This is a genomic window from Serratia sp. LTN-2 (assembly GCF_059740205.1).
Window position 1 is genome coordinate 1 of the sequence record NZ_JCAXDO010000019.1, and the last position, 19,130, is coordinate 19,130.

Genomic DNA, 19,130 nt, shown 5'->3' on the forward strand with positions numbered 1-19,130 from the left:
TGCGGGGGCCGGATTTGAACCGACGACCTTCGGGTTATGAGCCCGACGAGCTACCAGGCTGCTCCACCCCGCGTCCGTGTAATACTTTGTTATCGAAACCAAACGAAAAATACCGCCAATGCGGCATCGGTTGGTTGCGGGGGCCGGATTTGAACCGACGACCTTCGGGTTATGAGCCCGACGAGCTACCAGGCTGCTCCACCCCGCGTCCGATGGATGCGCACTATACTCTCCATGCGTTTTGTTGCAAACCCTTTTTGCATTTTATTGCCCTAAACCCGTTTTTCTGCTGAATTTGCCCGCAATTTGCCTTCTTTTTCATCACCATCCTCCGTGCGGGTTTTTTTATTTGCAGCGATTCCTTTATCAATGAGCGTTTGTTATCGTTCAGCCGGTAGATCATATCAGTTTGAGAGTGTGCGCGATGAAAGGACGTTGGGGCAAATACCTGCTTGGCGGGTTGATGGTGGCGGTGTTGGCGGGCTGTTCGTCCAAGCCGACCGATCGGGGTCAGCAATATAAAGACGGCCGTCTGGATCAATCGCTGGAGCTGGTCAATCAGCCCAACGCCAAAGGTTCGCCGGTCAACGCCAAGGATTATTCTGATCAGCTGATGGAGATCAAGTACGCGTCGCCTTCGCTGTTTAACCGCAACAGCAGCACTTATCAGGCGGTGCAAAGCTGGATGGCGTCCGGCGCCGACACGCGCATGCTGAGCCAGTATGGCCTCAGCGCTTACCAGATGGAAGGCGTCGACAATTACGGCAACGTGCAGTTTACCGGCTACTACACGCCGGTGGTGCAGGCGCGCTATACCCAGCAGGGCGAGTTCCGCTATCCGCTGTACCGCATGCCGCCGAAGGGCAGGGGGCGCCTGCCGGATCGCGCGGGCATCTATTCCGGCGCGCTCGACGATCGCTATATCATCGCTTACACCAACTCGCTGATGGACAACTTCATGATGGAAGTCCAGGGCAGCGGCTACGTCGACTACGGCAATGGTCAGCCGCTGGTGTTCTTCGGCTACGGCGGCAAAAACGGCCACGCCTATCGCAGCATCGGCAAGGTGCTGATCGATCGCGGCGAAGTGGCCAAGGCGGATATGTCGATGCAGGCGATCCGTCAGTGGGCGGATACCCACAGCGCCGCAGAGGTGCGTGAGCTGCTGGAACAAAACCCGTCGTTCGTGTTCTTCCGTCCAGAAGCTTTTGCGCCAGTGAAGGGCGCCAGCGCGGTGCCGTTGGTTGCCAAAGCCTCGGTAGCGTCCGATCGTTCGCTGATCCCGGCGGGCACCACGCTGCTGGCCGAAGTGCCGCTGCTGGACAACAAGGGTAAATTCACGGGAAAATACGAGATGCGCCTGATGGTCGCGCTCGATGTTGGCGGTGCCATCAAGGGCCAGCATTTTGACATGTATCAGGGCATCGGGCCGGAAGCCGGCCACTCGGCGGGATACTACAACCACTACGGCCGCGTTTGGGTGCTGAAGAACAATGGCGGCGGCCAGCTGTTCAGCGCCAATCAGTCAAACGGCGGCGGTTCGTTGTTGGCCACCCGGTAAACGCACGCGGCGTGAAAAGATTGACCCGCAAGGGCCGGATTTTCCGGCCCTTATCATTTGCATTACGAAGGTAATTAAAGCGTTATGAGCACAGCTTATTCGGAAGCCTATCTGCAGCGTTTCGGCGGCACGGCGCGGTTGTACGGCCAGCAGGCGCTGGCGGTGTTCGCGCAGGCGCACGTCTGCGTGATCGGCATCGGCGGCGTGGGTTCCTGGGCGGCTGAGGCGCTGGCGCGCACCGGCATCGGCGCCATCACCCTGATCGACATGGATGATGTCTGCGTCACCAATACCAATCGTCAAATCCACGCATTGCGTCAGCATGTCGGGCAATCCAAAACCGAGGTGATGGCGGAGCGCATCCTGGCGATTAACCCGGAATGCCGGGTGACCTGCATCGATGATTTCATCACTCCGGACAACGTCGCCGAGCTGCTGGACCATAACTTCAGCTATGTCATCGACGCGATCGACAGCGTGCGGCCGAAGGCGGCGCTGCTGTCCTACTGCCGCCGTTTCAAGATCCCGGTGGTGACCACCGGCGGCGCCGGCGGGCAAATAGACCCGACTAAAATCGACGTGGCCGATCTGGCGAAGACCATTCAGGATCCGCTGGCCGCCAAACTGCGCGAGCGGCTGAAACACGATTTCAACGTGGTGAAGAACGGCAAGGGCAAGCTGGGCATCGACTGCGTCTTCTCCAGCGAGCCGCTGGTTTATCCGCAGCCGGACGGCTCGGTGTGCGCTTCGCGCAGCACGGCGGAAGGGCCAAAAAGGATGGATTGCAGCGCGGGTTTCGGCGCGGCGACCATGGTCACCGCCACCTTCGGCTTCGTCGCCGTATCGCACGCGCTGAAAAAGATGCTGGCGAAGGCGGCGCGTCAGGCGTAACGGGCGGCGATCGCCTGCACGGCGGCGGCCAACGCCGCCAGGCCGCTGGCGCGCGTGGCGCTAAGCTGAGCGCGCAACGCCAACCGGTCGAACAGCGCCAGCGGATCCAATGCGGCGATCTGCTGCGGCGTTTTCCCTTCCACTTCGGTCAGCAGCACCGCCAGCAGGCCGCGCACGATGCGCCCTTCGCTGTCGCCATAGAAATGCAGCGTGCCGTCTTCCAGCAACTGGTGTCCCAGCCAGACGCGGTTTTCACAACCGCTCAATTCCATTTCTTCACTGCGTAAGCTTTCCGGCAGCGGCGGCAGCCGTTTCGCGAGCATGATCAGCTGGCGGTAGCGGTCCTCCCACTGTTTCAGCGCGCTGAAGGTGGCGATCAACGCGTCGGCGGTGACCTCTCGGCCAAAAGGATGGGGGGCGAGCATAGCGTCTCCGGGAGTCAAGTCAGTCGGCCAGCAGATCGAGGGCGTGAGTCAACGCGCTGACCAGCGTATCGACGTCCTGCTGCGTATTGTAGGGGGCGAACGACGCGCGCAGCGTGCCGCTGACGCCTAACGCCGCCATCAGCGGCTGCGCGCAGTGTTGGCCCGCGCGCAGCGCAATGCCTTGTTCCGCCAGCAGCGTGACGATGTCGCTGTGGTGTACGCCGGCGATGTCGAACGCCAGCAGGCTGGAGCCGGAACTGCGGAAGCTGCGAAAACCCGGCAGCTGCGCCAGGCGCTGTTCCGCTCGATCCGCCAGCTCGCGGCTGTAGCGCTCCGCCGCCGCCATGTCCTGTTCGCTGAGCCAGGTGAGCGCCGCGGCCAATCCCAGCACGCCGGCGATGTTTGGCGTGCCGGCCTCGAAGCAGTGCGGCGGTTTTTGCGGGGTAAAACCGTCGAACGACGCCTGGGTCAGCATCTTGCCGCCGCCCTGCCAGGGCGCCATTTGCGCCAACAGCTCGGCTTTGCCGTACAGTGCGCCGATGCCGGTCGGGCCATACAATTTGTGGCCTGAGAAGGCGTAGAAATCGATGTCGAGCCGCTGTACGTCGGCCGGGCCGTGCACCACGCCCTGTGCGCCGTCGATCATCACGCGCGCGCCGGCGGCATGCGCCAGCGCGATTGCCGGTGCCAGATCCGGGCAACCGCCGGTGACGTTGGACATTTGCCCCAGCGCCAACAGGCGGGTTTTCTCGTTGAGCAGGGCGGGCAGCTGCGTCAGGTCCGGCAGCCGGTCGGCGCCGATCGGCAGTTTCACCACGTGCGCGCCGGTTTGCTCCGCCACCATCAGCCAGGGGATCAGGTTGGCGTGGTGTTCCGCCTCGCTCACCAGGATTTCATCGCCCGGCTGCAGGCGCGGGCGCAGGTAGCTCTGCGCCACCAGGTTGATCGCCTCGGTAGTGCCGCGCGCCCAGATGATGTCATCGGCCGACGGCGCATTGAGCAACCGTGCGACCTGGCCGCGCGCCAGCTCGAAGCGGACGGTCAGATCCTGCGCCGCCCGATGTTGGCTGCGGTGCACGGTGGCGGCGTCATCGCGATAAAACTGCTGCGTGGCGTCGATCACCGCCTGGGGTTTCAACGCGGTGGCGGCGCTGTCCAGATAGATGCCGTCCTGCGCGAGCGCGGGAAACTGTTGGCGAAAAAGGCTGGGGTTAAAAGGCGTCATACCCTGATTGTCACTGGCTTGAGTCGATGGGTGATCCTGTCCTATTTTGCCGCCTGAGACAAGTGATCCCGTCCATTAGGAGTTATCGCCTGGCAAAATTGGGAAAGTTTGTTATGCTATTAAATGTGCGCTAATTAATCGCATCTATACAGATAAAAGGTATTTATCAGCATTTAAAACTACAAAGGAGTCCTCAATGAAGAAAACAGCCGCAGTTATCTCTGCCCTGATGCTTACGTTCACCCTGGCCGCCTGTTCCAGCAACTACGTGATGCATACCAATGACGGACGCACCATTGTCGCTGACGGTAAGCCTAAAGTGGACAACGACACCGGCATGATCAGCTATAAAGACGCTAACGGCGTCGAGCAGCAGATCAACCGCGCCGATGTGAAAGAGATGGTTGAAAGCAACCAGTAATCGTCAGGGAAAAAAAAGCACCGCAAGTTTTGCGGTGCTGCATAAAATCACTATGGACAGACAGGGTAAATGTACAGGAAGTGAAAAAACAGTAGCCTAGCTACCATGTCCGGAATCGCCGGACAATTTGCAAACACAACATCACAACCACAAGCCAAAAGTTCATCGGCGTCCTCGACACCCACTCCCTTTTCGTTCCGGCCCGGGAAGTGCCGCCACTATAGGTATTTGCTGGCGCATCCTCAACGGACAAATTATAATGGCTCGGATTAAAAAAACTAATGGCAATACGCCATTAGCGTTTACCGATGGCTTGCCACACAAAGCCGCCCGATTTTCGGCACCGAATCATTCGGATTAATGTTACACAAAAGTAGCTAATTTAATGTCTAAACGCTTACCTCCCCTCAATGCGCTGCGCGTGTTCGATGCGGCCGCTCGCCACCTGAGTTTCACCAAGGCGGCGGAAGAGCTGTTCGTGACTCAGGCCGCGGTGAGCCACCAGATCAAGTCGCTGGAGGACTTCCTCGGGCTGAAGCTGTTTCGTCGGCGCAACCGCTCGCTGCTGCTGACCGAAGAGGGGCAAAGTTACTACCTCGATATCAAGGAGATCTTCTCTTCGATCAACGAGGCGACACGCAAGCTGCAGGCGCGCAGCGCCAAGGGGGCATTGACCGTCAGTCTGCCGCCGAGCTTCGCCATTCAGTGGCTGGTGCCGCGCCTGTCCGGCTTTAACTCAGCTTATCCGGGCATCGACGTGCGTATCCAGGCGGTGGACCGCGAAGAGGACAAGCTGGCGGACGATGTCGACGTGGCGATTTTCTACGGCCGCGGCAACTGGCCGGGGCTGCGCGCCGAGCGTCTGTATGCGGAATATTTGCTGCCGGTTTGTTCGCCGAGCCTGCTGACCGGCGATCATCCGCTGAAAACCGCGGACGATCTGGCTTATCATACCTTGCTGCATGACGTTTCACGCCGCGACTGGCTGGCGTATACGCGCCAACTGGGGTTGCAGCACATCAACGTGCAGCAGGGGCCGATCTTCAGCCACAGCGCCATGGTGGTGCAGGCGGCGGTGCACGGCCAGGGTGTGGCGTTGGTGAACAACGTGATGGCGCAAACCGAGATAGAAGCCGGTCGCCTGGTGTGCCCGTTCAACGATGTGTTGGTCAGCAAAAACGCTTTTTATCTGGTATGTCATGACAGCCAGGCAGAACTGGGTAAAATAGCCGCCTTCCGGCAGTGGATCCTGGCGCGCGCCGCCAGCGAACAAGAAAAGTTCCGCTTCCGCTACGAACAATAAGGCCGGCCGCCGCCTTGCCGCGGCCGGTGATTTTTAATGGGATAGATCACGATGAGCAGCCGTTCCATGCTGGTTTTCGCCGCTATCAGCGGCTTTGTGTTTGTCGCGTTGGGCGCATTCGGCGCGCATGTGCTGAGCGGTACGCTCGGCGCCAACGAAATGGCCTGGATCCGCACCGGGTTGGAGTATCAGGGGTTCCACACTCTGGCCATCCTGGCGCTGGCGGTCGCGATGCAGCGCCGCGTGAGCCTGTGGTTTTACTGGAGCGGGGCGCTGCTGGCGCTCGGCACCGTGTTGTTTAGCGGCAGCCTCTATTGTCTGGCGCTGTCGCACCTGAAGTTTTGGGTATACATCACGCCGGTTGGCGGCGTGTGCTTCCTGATCGGCTGGATATTGATGTTGATTGGCGCTTTGCGTCTGAGGAAAAAGGCCGAGCGCCATGAATAAGATTGCGTTGTACTGCCGTCCCGGTTTTGAGAAAGAGTGTGCGGCGGAGATCACCGACAAGGCCGCCCAACTGGAGATTTACGGCTTTGCGCGGGTAAAAGAGCACAGCGGCTACGTGCTGTTCGAATGCTACCAGCCGGATGACGCCGACCGGCTGGCGCGGGAAATTCCGTTCCGCGAACTGATTTTCGCCCGTCAGATGATCGTGGTGGGCGAGCTGCTGCGCGATCTGCCGCCGGAAGATCGGGTATCGCCGATCGTCGGCATGCTGATCGGCGTGGTTGATCGCGGCGGCGAGCTGCGGGTGGAAGTGCCGGACACCAACGAAAGCAAAGAGCTGATGAAATTCTGCCGCAAGCTGACGGTGCCGCTGCGCGCCGCGATGCGCGAGCAGAAGGTGCTGATGGCGCGCGAGAACCCGACCCGCCCGGTGGTGCACGTGTTCTTCATCGCGCCGGGCTGCTGCTACGTCGGTTACTCCTACAGCAACAACAACTCGCCGTTCTATATGGGCATTCCGCGTCTGCGCTTCCCGGCCGATGCGCCGAGCCGTTCGACGCTGAAGCTGGAAGAAGCGTTCCATGTGTTCATCCCCGCCGACGAGTGGGACGAACGCCTGGCCAGCGGCATGCACGCGGTCGATCTGGGCGCCTGCCCGGGCGGCTGGACCTATCAGCTGGTGAAACGCAGCATGATGGTACACTCGGTGGATAACGGCCCGATGGCGCCGAGCCTGATGGAAACCGGCCAGGTGACGCATCATCGCGCCGACGGCTTTAAGTTCGAGCCGAACAGCAGCAAGATCTACTGGCTGGTGTGCGACATGGTGGAGAAACCGGCGAAGGTGACCAGCCTGATGATTCAGTGGCTGGTGAAAGGTTGGTGCCGCGAAGCGATCTTTAACCTTAAGCTGCCGATGAAAAAGCGCTATGAGGAAGTGTCGCAAAACCTGATGAGCATCCGCGAAGCGCTGGGCGCTGCCGGCATCAGCGTCGAAGTGCATGCCAAGCAGCTGTACCATGACCGCGAAGAGATCACCGTGCACGTGCGCCGCATGTGGTCGGCGGTGCCGGGCCGGCGCGACGAGCGCGATTAATCGCGTTAAGCTTGATGAAGGGCGCTGCTTGCAGCGCCCTTATTGTATCGGCAGGCGCAGTTGCTGCAGGTTGCCGTCCAGCGACAGATCGGTGCGCAGCGTGGCGACTCGTTTGCTGACGTAGGCCAGCTCGCGGTGCTGTTCCAGCTTGCCGCGCCATTTCTCCGGCACCTGCTCCAGGTGCTGATACAGCCCGTCCAGGCTGCCCGATTGTTGCAACAGCAGCACGGCGGTTTTCGGCCCGATGCCGGCCACGCCGGGGATCTTGCTGCTGCCAATTCCCGCCAGCCCCCAATAGTCCGGCAGCTGCTGCGGCTGCACGCCGAATTCCTGCTGCACGAAGGGCATATCCAGCCAGCGTTTCTGGAAATAATCGCGAATTTGCACGTTCGGCGCCAACAGCTGGCAGTAGCCTTTGTCGGTGGAGACGATGGTCACCTGATGGCCGCCGCCGGCGACCTTCGCCGCCAGCGTAGCCGCCAGATCGTCCGCTTCATTGCCGGGGGAATGCCAGCTGGCGACGCCCAACTCGGCGAAGGCCTCGCGCAGCTGCGGCATCTCCTGCTGCAGGTTTTCCGGCATCGGTGAACGCCCGGCCTTGTAGTCCGGCAGAATTTGGTGACGCCAGCTGTCGCTGCGGTCGTCCTCGTCGAATACCGCCACCGCGTGGGTCGGGCGGCTGTGCTGGATCAGCTGCTGCAGCGCATGGCGGCAGGCGCTGACGCAAGGGGAGCCCTGCACGGCGTGAATGCGGCGGATGAGGTTCAGGGCGTCGACAATCAGTAGGTGTATCATCATGGGCTGTCAGGTCGGAAAAAAACAGGGCGGCTGTTACGCCGCCCGGGATTGAGGGTCAGGCTACGATTTCGTAGCAGGGCACATAGGCGCTGCCCGGCAGCTTCATGCGGTGCTGGGCGACAAAGCCCTGCAGCAGGCTGTCCATTTGCTTCATCATTTGCGGTTCGCCGTGCAGCTTGTACGGGCCGAACTGCTCGATGGCGTGGATACCGTTTTCCTTCACGTTGCCGGCGACGATGCCGGAGAACGCGCGGCGCAGCGCGGCGGCCAATTGCTCCGGCGGCTGGTTCGGATACAGGTTGAGGTTTGCCATGTTCTCGTGAGTCGGCTCGAACGGCAGCTGCAGATCCGGCGCGATGCGGATCGACCAGTTAAAGCTGTAGGCGTCGCCAGTGTTGCGGCGGTTTTCCTTCACCAGCGGCATGGCTTTCTTCATTTGCCGCGCCACTTCCGCCGGATCGTCGATGATGATGGTGTAGTGGCGGCGCGCAGCGTCGCCCAGCGTGTTCATGATGAACTCGTCCAGCACGCGGAAGTAGTCGGCGCTCTCTTTCGGCCCGGTCAGGATCAGCGGCAGCACCTGTTCGCTGTTCTCCGGGTTCATCAGGATACCCAGCAGGTACAGCAGCTCTTCGGCGGTGCCGACGCCGCCCGGGAAGATGATGATGCCGTGCGCGATGCGCACGAAGGCTTCCAGGCGTTTTTCGATGTCCGGCATGATCACCAGCTCGTTGACCAGCGGGTTAGGTGGCTCGGCGGCGATGATCGACGGTTCGGTCATGCCGATGAAGCGGCTGTTGCGGTAACGCTGCTGCGCGTGGCCGACCGCAGCGCCTTTCATCGGCGCTTCCATGGCGCCCGGCCCGCAGCCGGTGCAGATGTTCAACTCGCGCAGGCCTAGCTGGCTGCCGACCTTGCGCGCGTAGAGGTATTCGTTCTCGTTGATCGAGTGGCCGCCCCAGCACACCACCATATTGGGATCTTCATCCAGGTGCAGCGTGCGTGCATTGCGCAGGATCGAGAACACCAGGTTGGTGATGTGGGCCGAGTTTTCCAGGTTCAGGTGCTGGAAACGGCCGGCGCTGGCGATTTGGCCGTGCACGAACAGGATGTCGCGCAGCACGGCGAACAGGTTGGCCTGCAGCGAGCGGATGATACGGCCGTCGACGAACGCCTCTTCCGGCGGGTTGACCAGTTCCAGCTTCACCCCGCGTTCGCGGCGCAGCACGTTGATGTCGAAGGTTTCATAGCGCGACAGCAGCTGTTTGCTGTTGTCGGTCTGGCTGCCGGAGTTCAACACGGCCAGCGAACAGTTGCGGAACAGGCGGTACAGGTCGCTGCTGGCGGTGCGCTTCAGCATGTCTACTTCCAGCTGCGACAATAAATCCATAGAGCCAAGCGGGCTGATGTGTGTAATCAAGGTAACTCCTTTGCACCCGGTGCGGGGCGGTAGTAATCCATACGCAGCAAAACAGCATCTCGTTATGGTTGGCGTGCTGCGGCGCAGCGGGCGCTGTGCCCGGCCGCAGCCTCGTTTTAACCTTACCGCCGTCCCCGCGCTTTTACCAACACAAACCACTCGTTAGCTCAGTTGTTGAGCAATGTTTCGCACTTATTGGCGCGCCAGGCGGCCATGCCCGGGAGTGAACTCGACATGGCTGCGCCACGGGGTGATATCCAGCCCGCCGCGGCGAGTATAGCGGGCGTACACCGTCAGGCTTTGCGGCCGACAATAGCGCATCAGATCGTTGAAGATGCGCTCGACGCACTGCTCGTGGAACTCGTTGTGGTGGCGGAAGGAGACCAGATAGCGCAACAGCGCTTCGCATCTGCTGTCACCTTGGTCAGAGATAGGTACAATGGCTGCCAGTTTAACGTATGCGAGAAAGAATATGGACCATGATGTATCGCACGCTCTGCGTGAATTCACTCAACGCTATGTCGAGTTGTGGCAGCAAGCGCGCGGCCACGCGCCGGCCAGCCAGGCGCTGTACGGCGTGCCGTCGCCCTGCATCGTGGAGAACCGCGAGGACGAAGTGCTGTGGTTGCCGCAGCCTTTCGAGCCGGCGGCGACGCTGGAGAAGGTCGAGGCCGCGCTGGAGCTGCGTTTGCAGCCGGACGCGCACCGTTTCTACACGCAACAATACGCGGGCGATATGAGCGCCCAGTTTGGCGAGCATCGCCTGAGCCTGCTGCAGGTCTGGAGCGAGGATGATTTCATCCGCCTGCAGGAGAACCTGATCGGTCATCTGGTGACGCAAAAGCGCCTCAAGCTGTCGCCGACCCTTTTCCTGGCGACCACCGAATCCGAGATGACGATGGTGTCGCTGTGCAACGTCAGCGGCAACGTCGTGCTGGAACAATTCGGTAGCGATAAGCGCACCCTGTTGGCGGCGACGCTGGGGAATTTCCTCGATGCGCTGCGCCCCGTGCTGGACTGAAGCGCGTCGGATTCACCGCCGATCGTGTAAGAGATCTCTCACACGGGCTGTGAGAGATCGCTCTTAATTTTTTTCACCTCGTTTAGAACAATGAGATTATTGTTATCCAGATCAATTGGTTAGAATTTCTTTAGGATAACTCTTAGTGTTAATTTAGTGTGAGATGTCTCCCAAACCCTTGTGATTCCGGGGAATTTAAGCGATCTTATCGTTACCGGCATGGAACCGGCGGAGCAGGAAAGCATCAGGATGATGCAGCTTCAGGAAGAAGAAAGGGATGCGCTCAGGCAAGAGCGAAGGATGGCGTCAGGAGATGCCCAGGATGTTTCAGGATAGAAACCAGGGACACCTCCAGGACGGAGATTGAGAGCCGGCACAGGACTGTCGGTGGGTCAGGAAGGCTGAGGAACCGCGTCAGGACGATGCTGCAGGATGATGCAAGGACCACTTGGTCAGGATGGCCGCAGGAAAAGTTTTCAAGGATTGAGCAGGGAGCACGCTGTGTAGCGGGATAGCTATAAAACGAACCGGGGGCACTGTTAACGCAGTGCCCCCAACTTTTTGTTCTATCCCGCCGCGCGTGCGCCCCGCCTTAATCTATCGCCAGCGCTAACCAATTGCACCCAGCGTATCGCCTGCGCTCTGCTTTTTCGGCAGCAGGAACAGCGTGGCGTAGATATCCAGCAGGTAAATCGCCGCCAGCAGGCTGATGGCGGCGGTAAACGACACCTGCGTCACCAGCGCACCGATCACCAATGGCCCCAGCCCGCCGACGCCGCGCCCCAGATTGAACAGGATGTTTTGCGCGGTGGCGCGCGCCTGCACCGGATAGGTATCGGAAATCAGCGCGCCGTAGCCGCCGATCATGCCGTTGACGAACAGGCCCATCAGCGCGCCGGCGAACAGCATCAGCATCGGATCGCTCAACTGGGCGTAACCTATCACCATCACCACGGCACCTACCTGATAAAGCACGAAGATCTTCCAGCGGGCAAAGCGGTCGGCCAGGACGCCAAACAGCCAGATGCCGAAGGTCATGCCGACGACCGTCACCGCCGTCCACAGACCGGACTTGGTGAGCGAAAAGCCGAAGTTTTTCGCCAGGTAAGTCGGCATCCAGATCATCAGCCCGTAGTAGCCGAAGTTCTGCACCGAACAGAGTATGAAGATGCCGATGCTGGCCTTGCTGGTGGCGCGATCCTTAAACAACAGACGCAAACGCTGCAGAAAAGAGAGCGGCTGCCCGGCGTCTTTCTGCCGCACGAACTCTTCCGGCTCGCCCAGCGTACGGCGGATCAGGAATGACGCCAGCGCCGGCAGCAGGCCGACCAAAAACATGCCGCGCCAGCCGATATGTTCCAGTAGCAGCGGCGTCAGGAAGGCGGCCGCCAGCACGCCCAACTGCCAGCCCATGCCGACGTAAGCCGAGGCGCGGTTACGTTTTTCCGCCGGCCAGGCTTCGGCGATCAGCGCCATGCCGATGCCGAACTCGCCGCCCAGTCCGATGCCCGCCAGGGTGCGGTAGGCCAGCAGATCCCAATATCCCTGCGCCACGGCGCACAGGCCAGTGAACAGCGAAAACATCAGGATGGTGAGGGTGAGCACCCGGATGCGGCCAAAGCGATCGCTAAGGTGGCCGAAGATCACGCCGCCCAGCACCGCGCCGATCAGCGTCCAGGTGACCAGCGAACCGGCGGCCGATGAGGTTAATCCTAATTCGATGCTGATGGCCGGCAGCATAAAGCCGAGGATCAGCAGGTCAAACCCGTCCATGGCATAACCGGTGACCGAGGCCAGCATGGCCTTACCGGGCGTCGCGTGGTTTTTTTTCTCTGTTATTACGGACATGAATCTTTATCTGTGTGGTGAGTTCGGTGGGCCTATTGTGCCGCGCGGCGGCGAGCGCCACCAGATAAAAACGGCGGCCGGCCTCAGGCGCGCCGAATTTGGGCTATAAAAATGCTATGCTTTGCCGCCTTTCAGCCAGCGTGCTGGATACCATGATGAAAAGAGATCGGGAATGCAGATGAGTATACATAATCAGGTTCGCCGCAGTTTGCAGGCGATTGAACAATCCATGCGCGATCTGGCTTTGTGGCAGGCCGCTCCGCCCGAGCCTGAGGCTTTCTCCAGCACCGAGCCGTTCTGCATTGACAGCATGTCGGCCGAAGCCTGGCTACAGTGGGTGTTTCTGCCGCGCATGTATGCGCTGCTGGACGCCGAAGCGCCATTGCCGACGCGCTTCGCCATCACGCCTTATTTTGAAGAGGCGTTGAAGGAGCGTGAGCCGAGCAGCCTGCCGCTGTTGGTGCTGCTGCAGCAGCTGGATTTGATGTTGAATAAAGAGCCGTAATTCGCCGGCGGCGCGCAGATTTTTGCCGCCCGGCAGTGTAGAGTACTCGCGCGGATGCCGGGCAGGAGAGCCGACGGCGTCTTTCGGCTCGGTTGAACCGTGGCGGTTGACCGGGGGCTGCATTAGGATGATGAGGTGCTGCAATAATGGATTTATTAAGGTTTATCCTGCGTTTACCTTTTACTCTGGTTAAGGGCGTGTGCCGCCTGCTGGGGGGCGTGTTGTCGCTGTTGGGGCGGCTGCTGAGACCGCTGGTCGGCAACCTCAGCTGGCGCGCTCCGGCCTGGTGGGCTGCGTTGCCGCGCGGTTTTCTGCGGCTCGAAAGCGGCGTGGATAAACACCCGACGGCGATCGGTCTGGCTCTGCTGCTGCTGGCAGGTGCCGCGGGCGGCGCGTTTTACGGTTGGCACTGGTGGCAAAACCGCCCCCAGCCCATCGAACCGGCGCCGATGGTGGTTCAAGAGGTCAGCGCCGAGCTGGCTAATCCCGCGCCGATAGATTACGCCGCCGCCCGGCAGGCGCCGCAAACCGTGAGCCTGAGCTTCAGCGGCTCGGTTGCGCCGATAACCGCAGTGGGTAAAGCCGTGAGCGCCGGCATCACCCTCAAGCCGGCGGCGGAAGGGCAGTGGGCATGGAACAATGAGTCGACGCTGGTGTTCACGCCGAAGAAACCGCTGCCGATGGGCGCAAAATATGACGTGACGCTCGAGCCCGCCACCTTGCTGGCGCCGCAGACCAAGCTCGCTAAAACCCGCTATGCCTTCACCGTGCCTGCGTTCGACTACCGTCTGGGGCAGGCCGAATATTACCGCGATCCGCAGGATGCGCAGAAACGCAGCGCGATTTTCAATGTGCAGTTCAATGCGCCGGTCGACGTCGCCAGCTTTGAAAAACAGATTTCACTGGGACTGAAGGAAGGCGGCACCACCTCCGAGAAGAAGCTGAATTTCTCTCTGGTCTATGACGAGAAAAAACTGAACGCCTGGGTGCATTCCGAGCCGTTGCAGGCGCTGGATCAGGGCGGTGTGGTGCATCTGACGGTCGGCAAGGGCATTAAATCGACGGTGGCCGGCAACGCGGTCGAAGAGGCGAAAAGCAACTGGGTCCAGGTACCGACGCTGTACAGCCTGGCGCTGAACGACGCCAGCGCTCAGGTGGTGGATACCGACAGCGGTAAAGGCCAGCGTGCGCTGGTGGTCGGTTTCAGCGATGCGGTGAAGGATGCCGAGCTGGCGAAGGCCACCAAGGCGTGGCTGCTGCCGCAGCACGATCCGAGCGATGCCGAGACGGCCAATGATGCCGAAGACTTCTATCAATGGACGGTCGACAGCGTCGGCAAAAACGTGCTGGCGCAGGCGACAGCATTGCCGCTGACGCTTAATGAGGCGGAGGAGGCCTACCAACCGCAGTTCAGCTTCCGTTTTGAAGCCCCGGCGCATCGCTTTGTGCTGCTCGAAATCGACAACAAGCTGGTCTCCGTCGGCGGTTACAAGATGCCGAAGAAGGTTTACCGGGTGGTCGAAGTGCCGGAGTTCCCGAAATCGCTGCAGTTCATGTCGCAAGGCTCGCTGCTGTCGGTCAATGGCGACAAGCAGATCAGCGTGGCGGCGCGCAACGTGGCGGGCCTGCGGCTGGACATCAAGCGGGTGATCCCGAGCCAGCTGCAGCACATTGTCTCCTTCAAAAGCCGGGAGTACTCGTCAACGGAATTCAACCGGCTCAACGACGAATATTTTACCGAACACTTCAAATACCAGACCGCGCTTAACAACGAGCGGCCGGGGGAAGTGAACTATCAGGGCATCGATCTCTCCCGTTATCTCTCCACCAACGCCAGCTCCCATCGCGGAGTGTTCCTGTTGACGCTGTCCGAATGGCAACCGAACCGGAAACCGGCGGCGACAGAGGCGGGCGACGAGCAGGAGCAGGAACCGGAGGAGAGCACCGGAGAAGATCAGCCCGACGTCGGCGATTCGCGCTTTGTGGTGGTGACCGATTTGGGCATCGTCGCCAAGAGTTCGCAGGATAAGACGCGCGACGTCTTCGTGCAGTCGATTCAAAGCGGCGCGCCGGTCAGCGGCGCCACCGTGTCGGTGGTGGCTAAAAACGGCGTGACGCTGCTCAGCCAAACCACCGGCGCCGACGGCCACGTGCGCTTCCCGGCGCTCGACGTGTACACCAATGAGCGCCAGCCGGTGATGTTCCTGGTGGAGAAAGAGGGGGATGTCTCCTTCCTGCCGACCGGCAGCTATAACGATCGCGGGCTGGACTTCTCGCGCTTCGACGTTGCCGGTGAACAAACGCCGACCGATCCGCGCACGCTCAGCAGTTACCTGTTCTCCGATCGCGGCGTCTATCGGCCGGGAGATACCTTCAACATCGGCTTGATCACCCGCGCCGCCGACTGGCGCATCGGGCTGGCCGGCGTGCCGGTGCGCGCCGAAATTCGCGATCCGCGCGACAAGCTGATGTCCACCGTGCCGCTGACGCTGGGCGCCAGCGGTTTTAACGAGCTGAGCTATACCACCGATGAAAATTCGCCTACCGGCGAGTGGAACGTCTATCTGTATCTGATCGGCAAAAACAACGACACCTCCACGCTGCTCGGCCACACTGCGGTCAATGTGAAGGAGTTCGAACCGGATCAGCTGAAGGTGAAGCTGGCGTTGACGCCGAATCGCCAGCAAGGCTGGGTCAAGCCGTCTGAGCTGAAGGCCAGCATCGATGTGCAGAACCTGTTCGGCACCCCGGCGCAAGATCGCCGCGTGACGACCAGGCTGACGCTGCGGCCGATGTATCCGAGCTTCGATCGCTTCCCGGATTATGCGTTTTACGAAAACCGGCAAAACAGCGACGGGTTCGAAACCGAGCTGGAAGATCGCACCACCGATGAACACGGCGCGGCCGATATTCCGCTCGATCTGAAATCCTACGCCGACGCCACTTATCAGCTACAGCTGTTGTCGGAAGCGTTCGTCGCCGGCGGCGGGCGTTCCGTGGCGGCCACCGCCCGCACGTTGGTTTCGCCTTACGATTACCTGGTCGGCGTGAAGGCGGATGGCGATCTGGGCTATATCAACCGCGACGCGGAGCGGCATCTGAATGTGATCGCCATCGATCCGGCCCTGAAACAGATCGCCATGCCGAACCTGAAACAGGTGCTGATAGAGCAAAAATACATTTCGGTACTGACCAAGCAGGATTCGGGCGTTTACAAATACCAGTCGAAGATGAAGGAAGTGCAGCTGTCGGAACAGCCGCTGGCGCTGAGCGAGCAGGGCGCGGATCTGCGGCTGGCGACCGATAAGCCGGGCGACTTCGTGTTGGTGATCGAGGATGCGCAGGGCAAGACGCTTAACCGCGTCGCCTACAGCGTAGCCGGCAACGCCAACCTGAGCCGTTCGTTGGATCGCAACGCCGAACTGAAGCTGAAACTGAACCAGGCGGAGTACCAGCCCGGCGAGGAGATTGAGGTGGCGATCAACGCGCCTTATACCGGCAGCGGGCTTATCACCATCGAAAAGGACAAGGTTTACGCCTGGCAGTGGTTCCACACCGACACCACCAGTTCGGTGCAGAAGATCCGCGTGCCGGCCGGCATGGAGGGCAACGGCTACATCAACGTGCAGTTCGTGCGCGACATCAACTCCAGCGAGATCTTCATGAGCCCGCTGAGCTATGGCGTGATGCCGTTCAAGATCAGCACCAAGGCGCGCCAGAACGGCCTCGAGGTGACGGCGCCGGAGGTCATCAAGCCGGGTGAAAACCTGACGATGACGGTCAAGACCGATGCGCCGCAGCAGGTGGCGCTGTTCGCCGTCGATGAGGGCATTCTGCAGGTGGCGCGTTACCGTCTGAAGGATCCGCTGGAGTTCTTCTTCAGCAAACGCGAACTGAACGTGAGCAGCTCGCAGATCCTCGATCTGATCCTGCCGGAATTCAGCAAGCTGATGGCGCTGACCGCGGCGCCGGGCGGCGATGCGGGCGAAGGGCTGGATCTCAATCTCAACCCGTTCAAGCGCAAGCGCGACAAGCCGGTGGCCTATTGGTCCGGCATTACCGAAGTCAGCGGCGAGAAGCAGTTCGTCTATCCGGTGCCTGATTACTTCAACGGCAAGATCCGCGTCATGGCGATTTCGGTGACGCCGGAAAAAATCGGCAAGGCGCAAACCGCCGCCACGGTGCGCGACAACTTCATCATGACGCCAAACGTGCCGGCGATGGTGGCGCCGGGCGACGAGTTCGACGTCAGCGTGGGCGTCAGCAACAATCTTGAAGGGCTGAACGGCCAGTCGGTGGCCGTCAATGTTCTGTTGACGCCGCCGCCGCAGCTGGAAGTGGTGGGCAACGCGACGCAAAGCCTGACGCTGGCGGAAAAACGCGAAGGCGTGATCACCTTCCGCCTGCGCGCCAAAGCCGTGCTGGGCGATGCGCCACTGGTGTTCGATGCCCGTTACGGTGACCAGGCCAGCCGCCGCACCGTCAGCACCTCGGTGCGGCCGGCGGCGCCGTACCGCACCCAGTCGGTGATGGGGCGCATGAGCGGCGGCAGCCAGAACGTCGACGGCCTGCGCCAGATGTTCGACGCTTTCGCCCAGCGTCGGGCGACGGTATCTCATTCACCGCTGGTGCTGACCAGCGGGCTGGCGCAATACCTGGCGGATTATCCGTATTACTGTTCCGAGCAGATCGTCAGCCGCTCTATTCCGCTGATGCTGCAGAGCCGTCATCCGGAGATGAAAAGCAGCCTGAGCCAGACGGAAGTCAGCAAGCAGCTGCGCAACCTGCTGGGCGTGCTGCGCGCCCGCCAGAACGACAGCGGGGCGATCGGCGCCTGGCGTTCGTCGCCGGATGCCGATCCTTTCGTCACGCCTTATGTGGTGCAGTATCTGCTCGAAGCCAAAGCGGCGGGCTATGCCCTGCCGGACGGCATGCTGGACGAGGCCAACGGTGCGTTGCGCGAGCTGGCGGCCAGCGGATTCGACGATCTGTATCTGCTGCGTCTGCGCAGCTGGGCGGTTTACCTGCTGACGCTGCAGGGCGAAGTGACCACCAACTCGCTGGCGGCGGTGCAGGATACGCTGCAAAAACGCTATGGCGAGGGGTGGAAAACCGATCTGAGCGCGCTGTATCTGGCTTCTTCCTATCGCCTGTTGAAGATGGACGACGAAGCCGCCGCGCTGCTGCAACCGAGCTGGCAGCAGCTGAGCAAGGCGTATGACAGCGCCTGGTGGACGCAGAACTATTTCGATCCGCTGGTGCAGGATGCGACGCGGCTGTATCTGATTACCCGCCACTTCCCGGAGAAGGTGGCGTCGATCCCACCGCAGGTGCTGGAGAATATGGTCAAGGCGCTGAAAGAAGAGCGTTACACCACCTACTCCTCCGCGATGAGCATTCTGGCGCTGGAAAGCTATTCGGCCCAGGTGGCGGCGCAGTCCGCCAATGCGGATGCATTAGGCATCGTGCAGGTAGGCAAAGCCGGCGGCGAGCCGCAGCGCATCAGCGAGCTGCAGGGGCTGTTCGTTCAGGGGCAATTCAACGCCGATGCCACCGCGGTGCGCTTCACCAACGGCGGCAGCGCGCCGGCCTGGTATGTGGTGACGCAGGCCGGTTACGACCTGAATGCGCCGCAAAAAGCGCTGTCGCGCGGGATTGAGATCGTTCGCGATTACACCGACGAACAGGGCAAGCCGGTAACGCAGGTGACGCTGGGGCAGAAGATCAACGTCCATCTGAAGGTGCGCGCCAACTCGAAAGAGGGGCAGAGCAACCTGGCGATCGTCGATCTGCTGCCGGGCGGGTTCGAAGTGGTGCAGCAGACGCCGCCGGAGCCGGCCGATGCCGGTGAAGAGAGCGACGATCGCGGCGGCTGGCAGTCGCCGCTGGCCGCGTCCGGCTCCACCTGGGCGCCGGACTACAGCGATATCCGCGAAGATCGGGTGATTATCTACGGTAGCGCCGGCACCGAAGTGCAGGAGTTCGTTTATCAAATCAAGGCCACCAATACCGGCAGCTTTATTGTTCCACCGGCCTACGGTGAAGCCATGTACGACCGTGAAGTGCAGGCCATGTCGGCAGGCGGCGGCAAGCTGGTGGTCGTGCCGGCGAGCAACGATTAGGCCGTATCCGGCGCCAGGCCAACGCCTGGTGCCGGGATGCTGAGAGC

The 19,130-nt window shown here is 61.0% G+C and carries 14 protein-coding genes, 2 tRNA genes and 1 pseudogene; 9 read left to right on the forward strand and 8 right to left on the reverse strand.

The features are described from left to right. Together AC6BYQ_RS23840 and AC6BYQ_RS23845 are read right to left on the reverse strand one after the other, a co-directional pair. Positions 1-73: transfer RNA gene (locus tag AC6BYQ_RS23840), tRNA-Met, on the reverse strand. A gap of 58 nt (positions 74-131) precedes the next feature. Beyond that, positions 132-208: transfer RNA gene (locus AC6BYQ_RS23845), tRNA-Met, on the reverse strand. 216 nt (positions 209-424) lie between these two features. On the opposite strand from AC6BYQ_RS23845, the gene mltA reads away from it, so the two are divergent. Both mltA and tcdA read left to right on the forward strand, forming a co-directional pair. After that, a complete protein-coding gene (gene mltA / locus AC6BYQ_RS23850) occupies positions 425-1,561 on the forward strand; it encodes a murein transglycosylase A (protein ID WP_498057642.1) in 1,137 nt (378 codons plus the stop codon). Between the two features lie 84 nt (positions 1,562-1,645). Then, positions 1,646-2,452, forward strand: coding sequence for a tRNA cyclic N6-threonylcarbamoyladenosine(37) synthase TcdA (tcdA, locus tag AC6BYQ_RS23855; RefSeq protein WP_019455731.1), 807 nt, complete (start codon positions 1,646-1,648; stop codon positions 2,450-2,452). On the opposite strand, the gene csdE is transcribed toward tcdA, so the two are convergent. Both csdE and csdA read right to left on the reverse strand, forming a co-directional pair. Continuing rightward, a complete protein-coding gene (gene csdE / locus AC6BYQ_RS23860; RefSeq protein ID WP_198636909.1) occupies positions 2,443-2,877 on the reverse strand; it encodes a cysteine desulfurase sulfur acceptor subunit CsdE in 435 nt (144 codons plus the stop codon). The two genes, tcdA and csdE, sit on opposite strands and share 10 nt — an antisense overlap. Positions 2,878-2,896: 19 nt before the next feature. Continuing rightward, a complete protein-coding gene (gene csdA, locus AC6BYQ_RS23865; RefSeq protein WP_498057643.1) occupies positions 2,897-4,102 on the reverse strand; it encodes a cysteine desulfurase CsdA in 1,206 nt (401 codons plus the stop codon). Between the two features lie 196 nt (positions 4,103-4,298). Here csdA and AC6BYQ_RS23870 point away from each other — a divergent pair, with 196 nt between their 5' ends. From AC6BYQ_RS23870 to rlmM, 4 genes are all read left to right on the forward strand, one after another. Beyond that, positions 4,299-4,523, forward strand: a complete 225-nt coding sequence (locus AC6BYQ_RS23870; protein WP_004931891.1) for a YgdI/YgdR family lipoprotein — start codon at positions 4,299-4,301, stop codon at positions 4,521-4,523. Between the two features lie 385 nt (positions 4,524-4,908). Next, positions 4,909-5,826, forward strand: coding sequence for a transcriptional regulator GcvA (locus AC6BYQ_RS23875; protein WP_004931894.1), 918 nt, complete (start codon positions 4,909-4,911; stop codon positions 5,824-5,826). Between the two features lie 51 nt (positions 5,827-5,877). After that, positions 5,878-6,273: a DUF423 domain-containing protein gene (locus AC6BYQ_RS23880; RefSeq protein ID WP_498057644.1), complete on the forward strand. Its 396-nt coding sequence runs from the start codon at positions 5,878-5,880 to the stop codon at positions 6,271-6,273. Further along, the gene (rlmM, locus tag AC6BYQ_RS23885) at positions 6,266-7,369 is read left to right on the forward strand and encodes a 23S rRNA (cytidine(2498)-2'-O)-methyltransferase RlmM (protein WP_019455735.1); all 1,104 of its coding nucleotides are present in this window, start codon (positions 6,266-6,268) and stop codon (positions 7,367-7,369) included. Before AC6BYQ_RS23880 ends, rlmM begins: the two co-directional genes overlap by 8 nt. Before the next feature lie 39 nt (positions 7,370-7,408). Here rlmM and xni read toward each other — a convergent pair whose 3' ends face one another. From xni to queF, 3 genes and pseudogenes are all read right to left on the reverse strand, one after another. Beyond that, a complete protein-coding gene (xni, locus tag AC6BYQ_RS23890) occupies positions 7,409-8,167 on the reverse strand; it encodes a flap endonuclease Xni (RefSeq protein ID WP_063917940.1) in 759 nt (252 codons plus the stop codon). A gap of 55 nt (positions 8,168-8,222) precedes the next feature. After that, entirely contained in the window at positions 8,223-9,587 is a 1,365-nt protein-coding gene (ppnN, locus tag AC6BYQ_RS23895; protein WP_019455737.1) for a nucleotide 5'-monophosphate nucleosidase PpnN, read from the reverse strand. Between the two features lie 192 nt (positions 9,588-9,779). Next, a pseudogene (gene queF / locus AC6BYQ_RS23900) lies at positions 9,780-9,992 on the reverse strand (NADPH-dependent 7-cyano-7-deazaguanine reductase QueF); the annotation flags it as partial. A 67-nt stretch (positions 9,993-10,059) separates the two neighbouring features. Between queF and syd the strand changes: the two are divergent. Beyond that, positions 10,060-10,608, forward strand: a complete 549-nt coding sequence (gene syd / locus AC6BYQ_RS23905) for a SecY-interacting protein (protein ID WP_063917938.1) — start codon at positions 10,060-10,062, stop codon at positions 10,606-10,608. 609 nt (positions 10,609-11,217) lie between these two features. On the opposite strand, the gene AC6BYQ_RS23910 is transcribed toward syd, so the two are convergent. After that, on the reverse strand, positions 11,218-12,456 hold the full coding sequence (locus AC6BYQ_RS23910) for an MFS transporter (protein WP_025160236.1): 1,239 nt from the start codon (positions 12,454-12,456) through the stop codon (positions 11,218-11,220). A 178-nt stretch (positions 12,457-12,634) separates the two neighbouring features. On the opposite strand from AC6BYQ_RS23910, the gene AC6BYQ_RS23915 reads away from it, so the two are divergent. Then, positions 12,635-12,961 (forward strand): YqcC family protein, encoded by a 327-nt coding sequence (locus AC6BYQ_RS23915; protein WP_033644943.1) that lies wholly within the window; start codon positions 12,635-12,637, stop codon positions 12,959-12,961. A 146-nt stretch (positions 12,962-13,107) separates the two neighbouring features. Next, positions 13,108-19,083 carry an alpha-2-macroglobulin gene (locus AC6BYQ_RS23920; RefSeq protein ID WP_498057645.1) on the forward strand — a complete coding sequence of 1,992 codons (5,976 nt, stop codon included), beginning with the start codon at positions 13,108-13,110 and terminating at the stop codon, positions 19,081-19,083. The last annotated feature ends 47 nt before the right edge of the window (positions 19,084-19,130 follow it).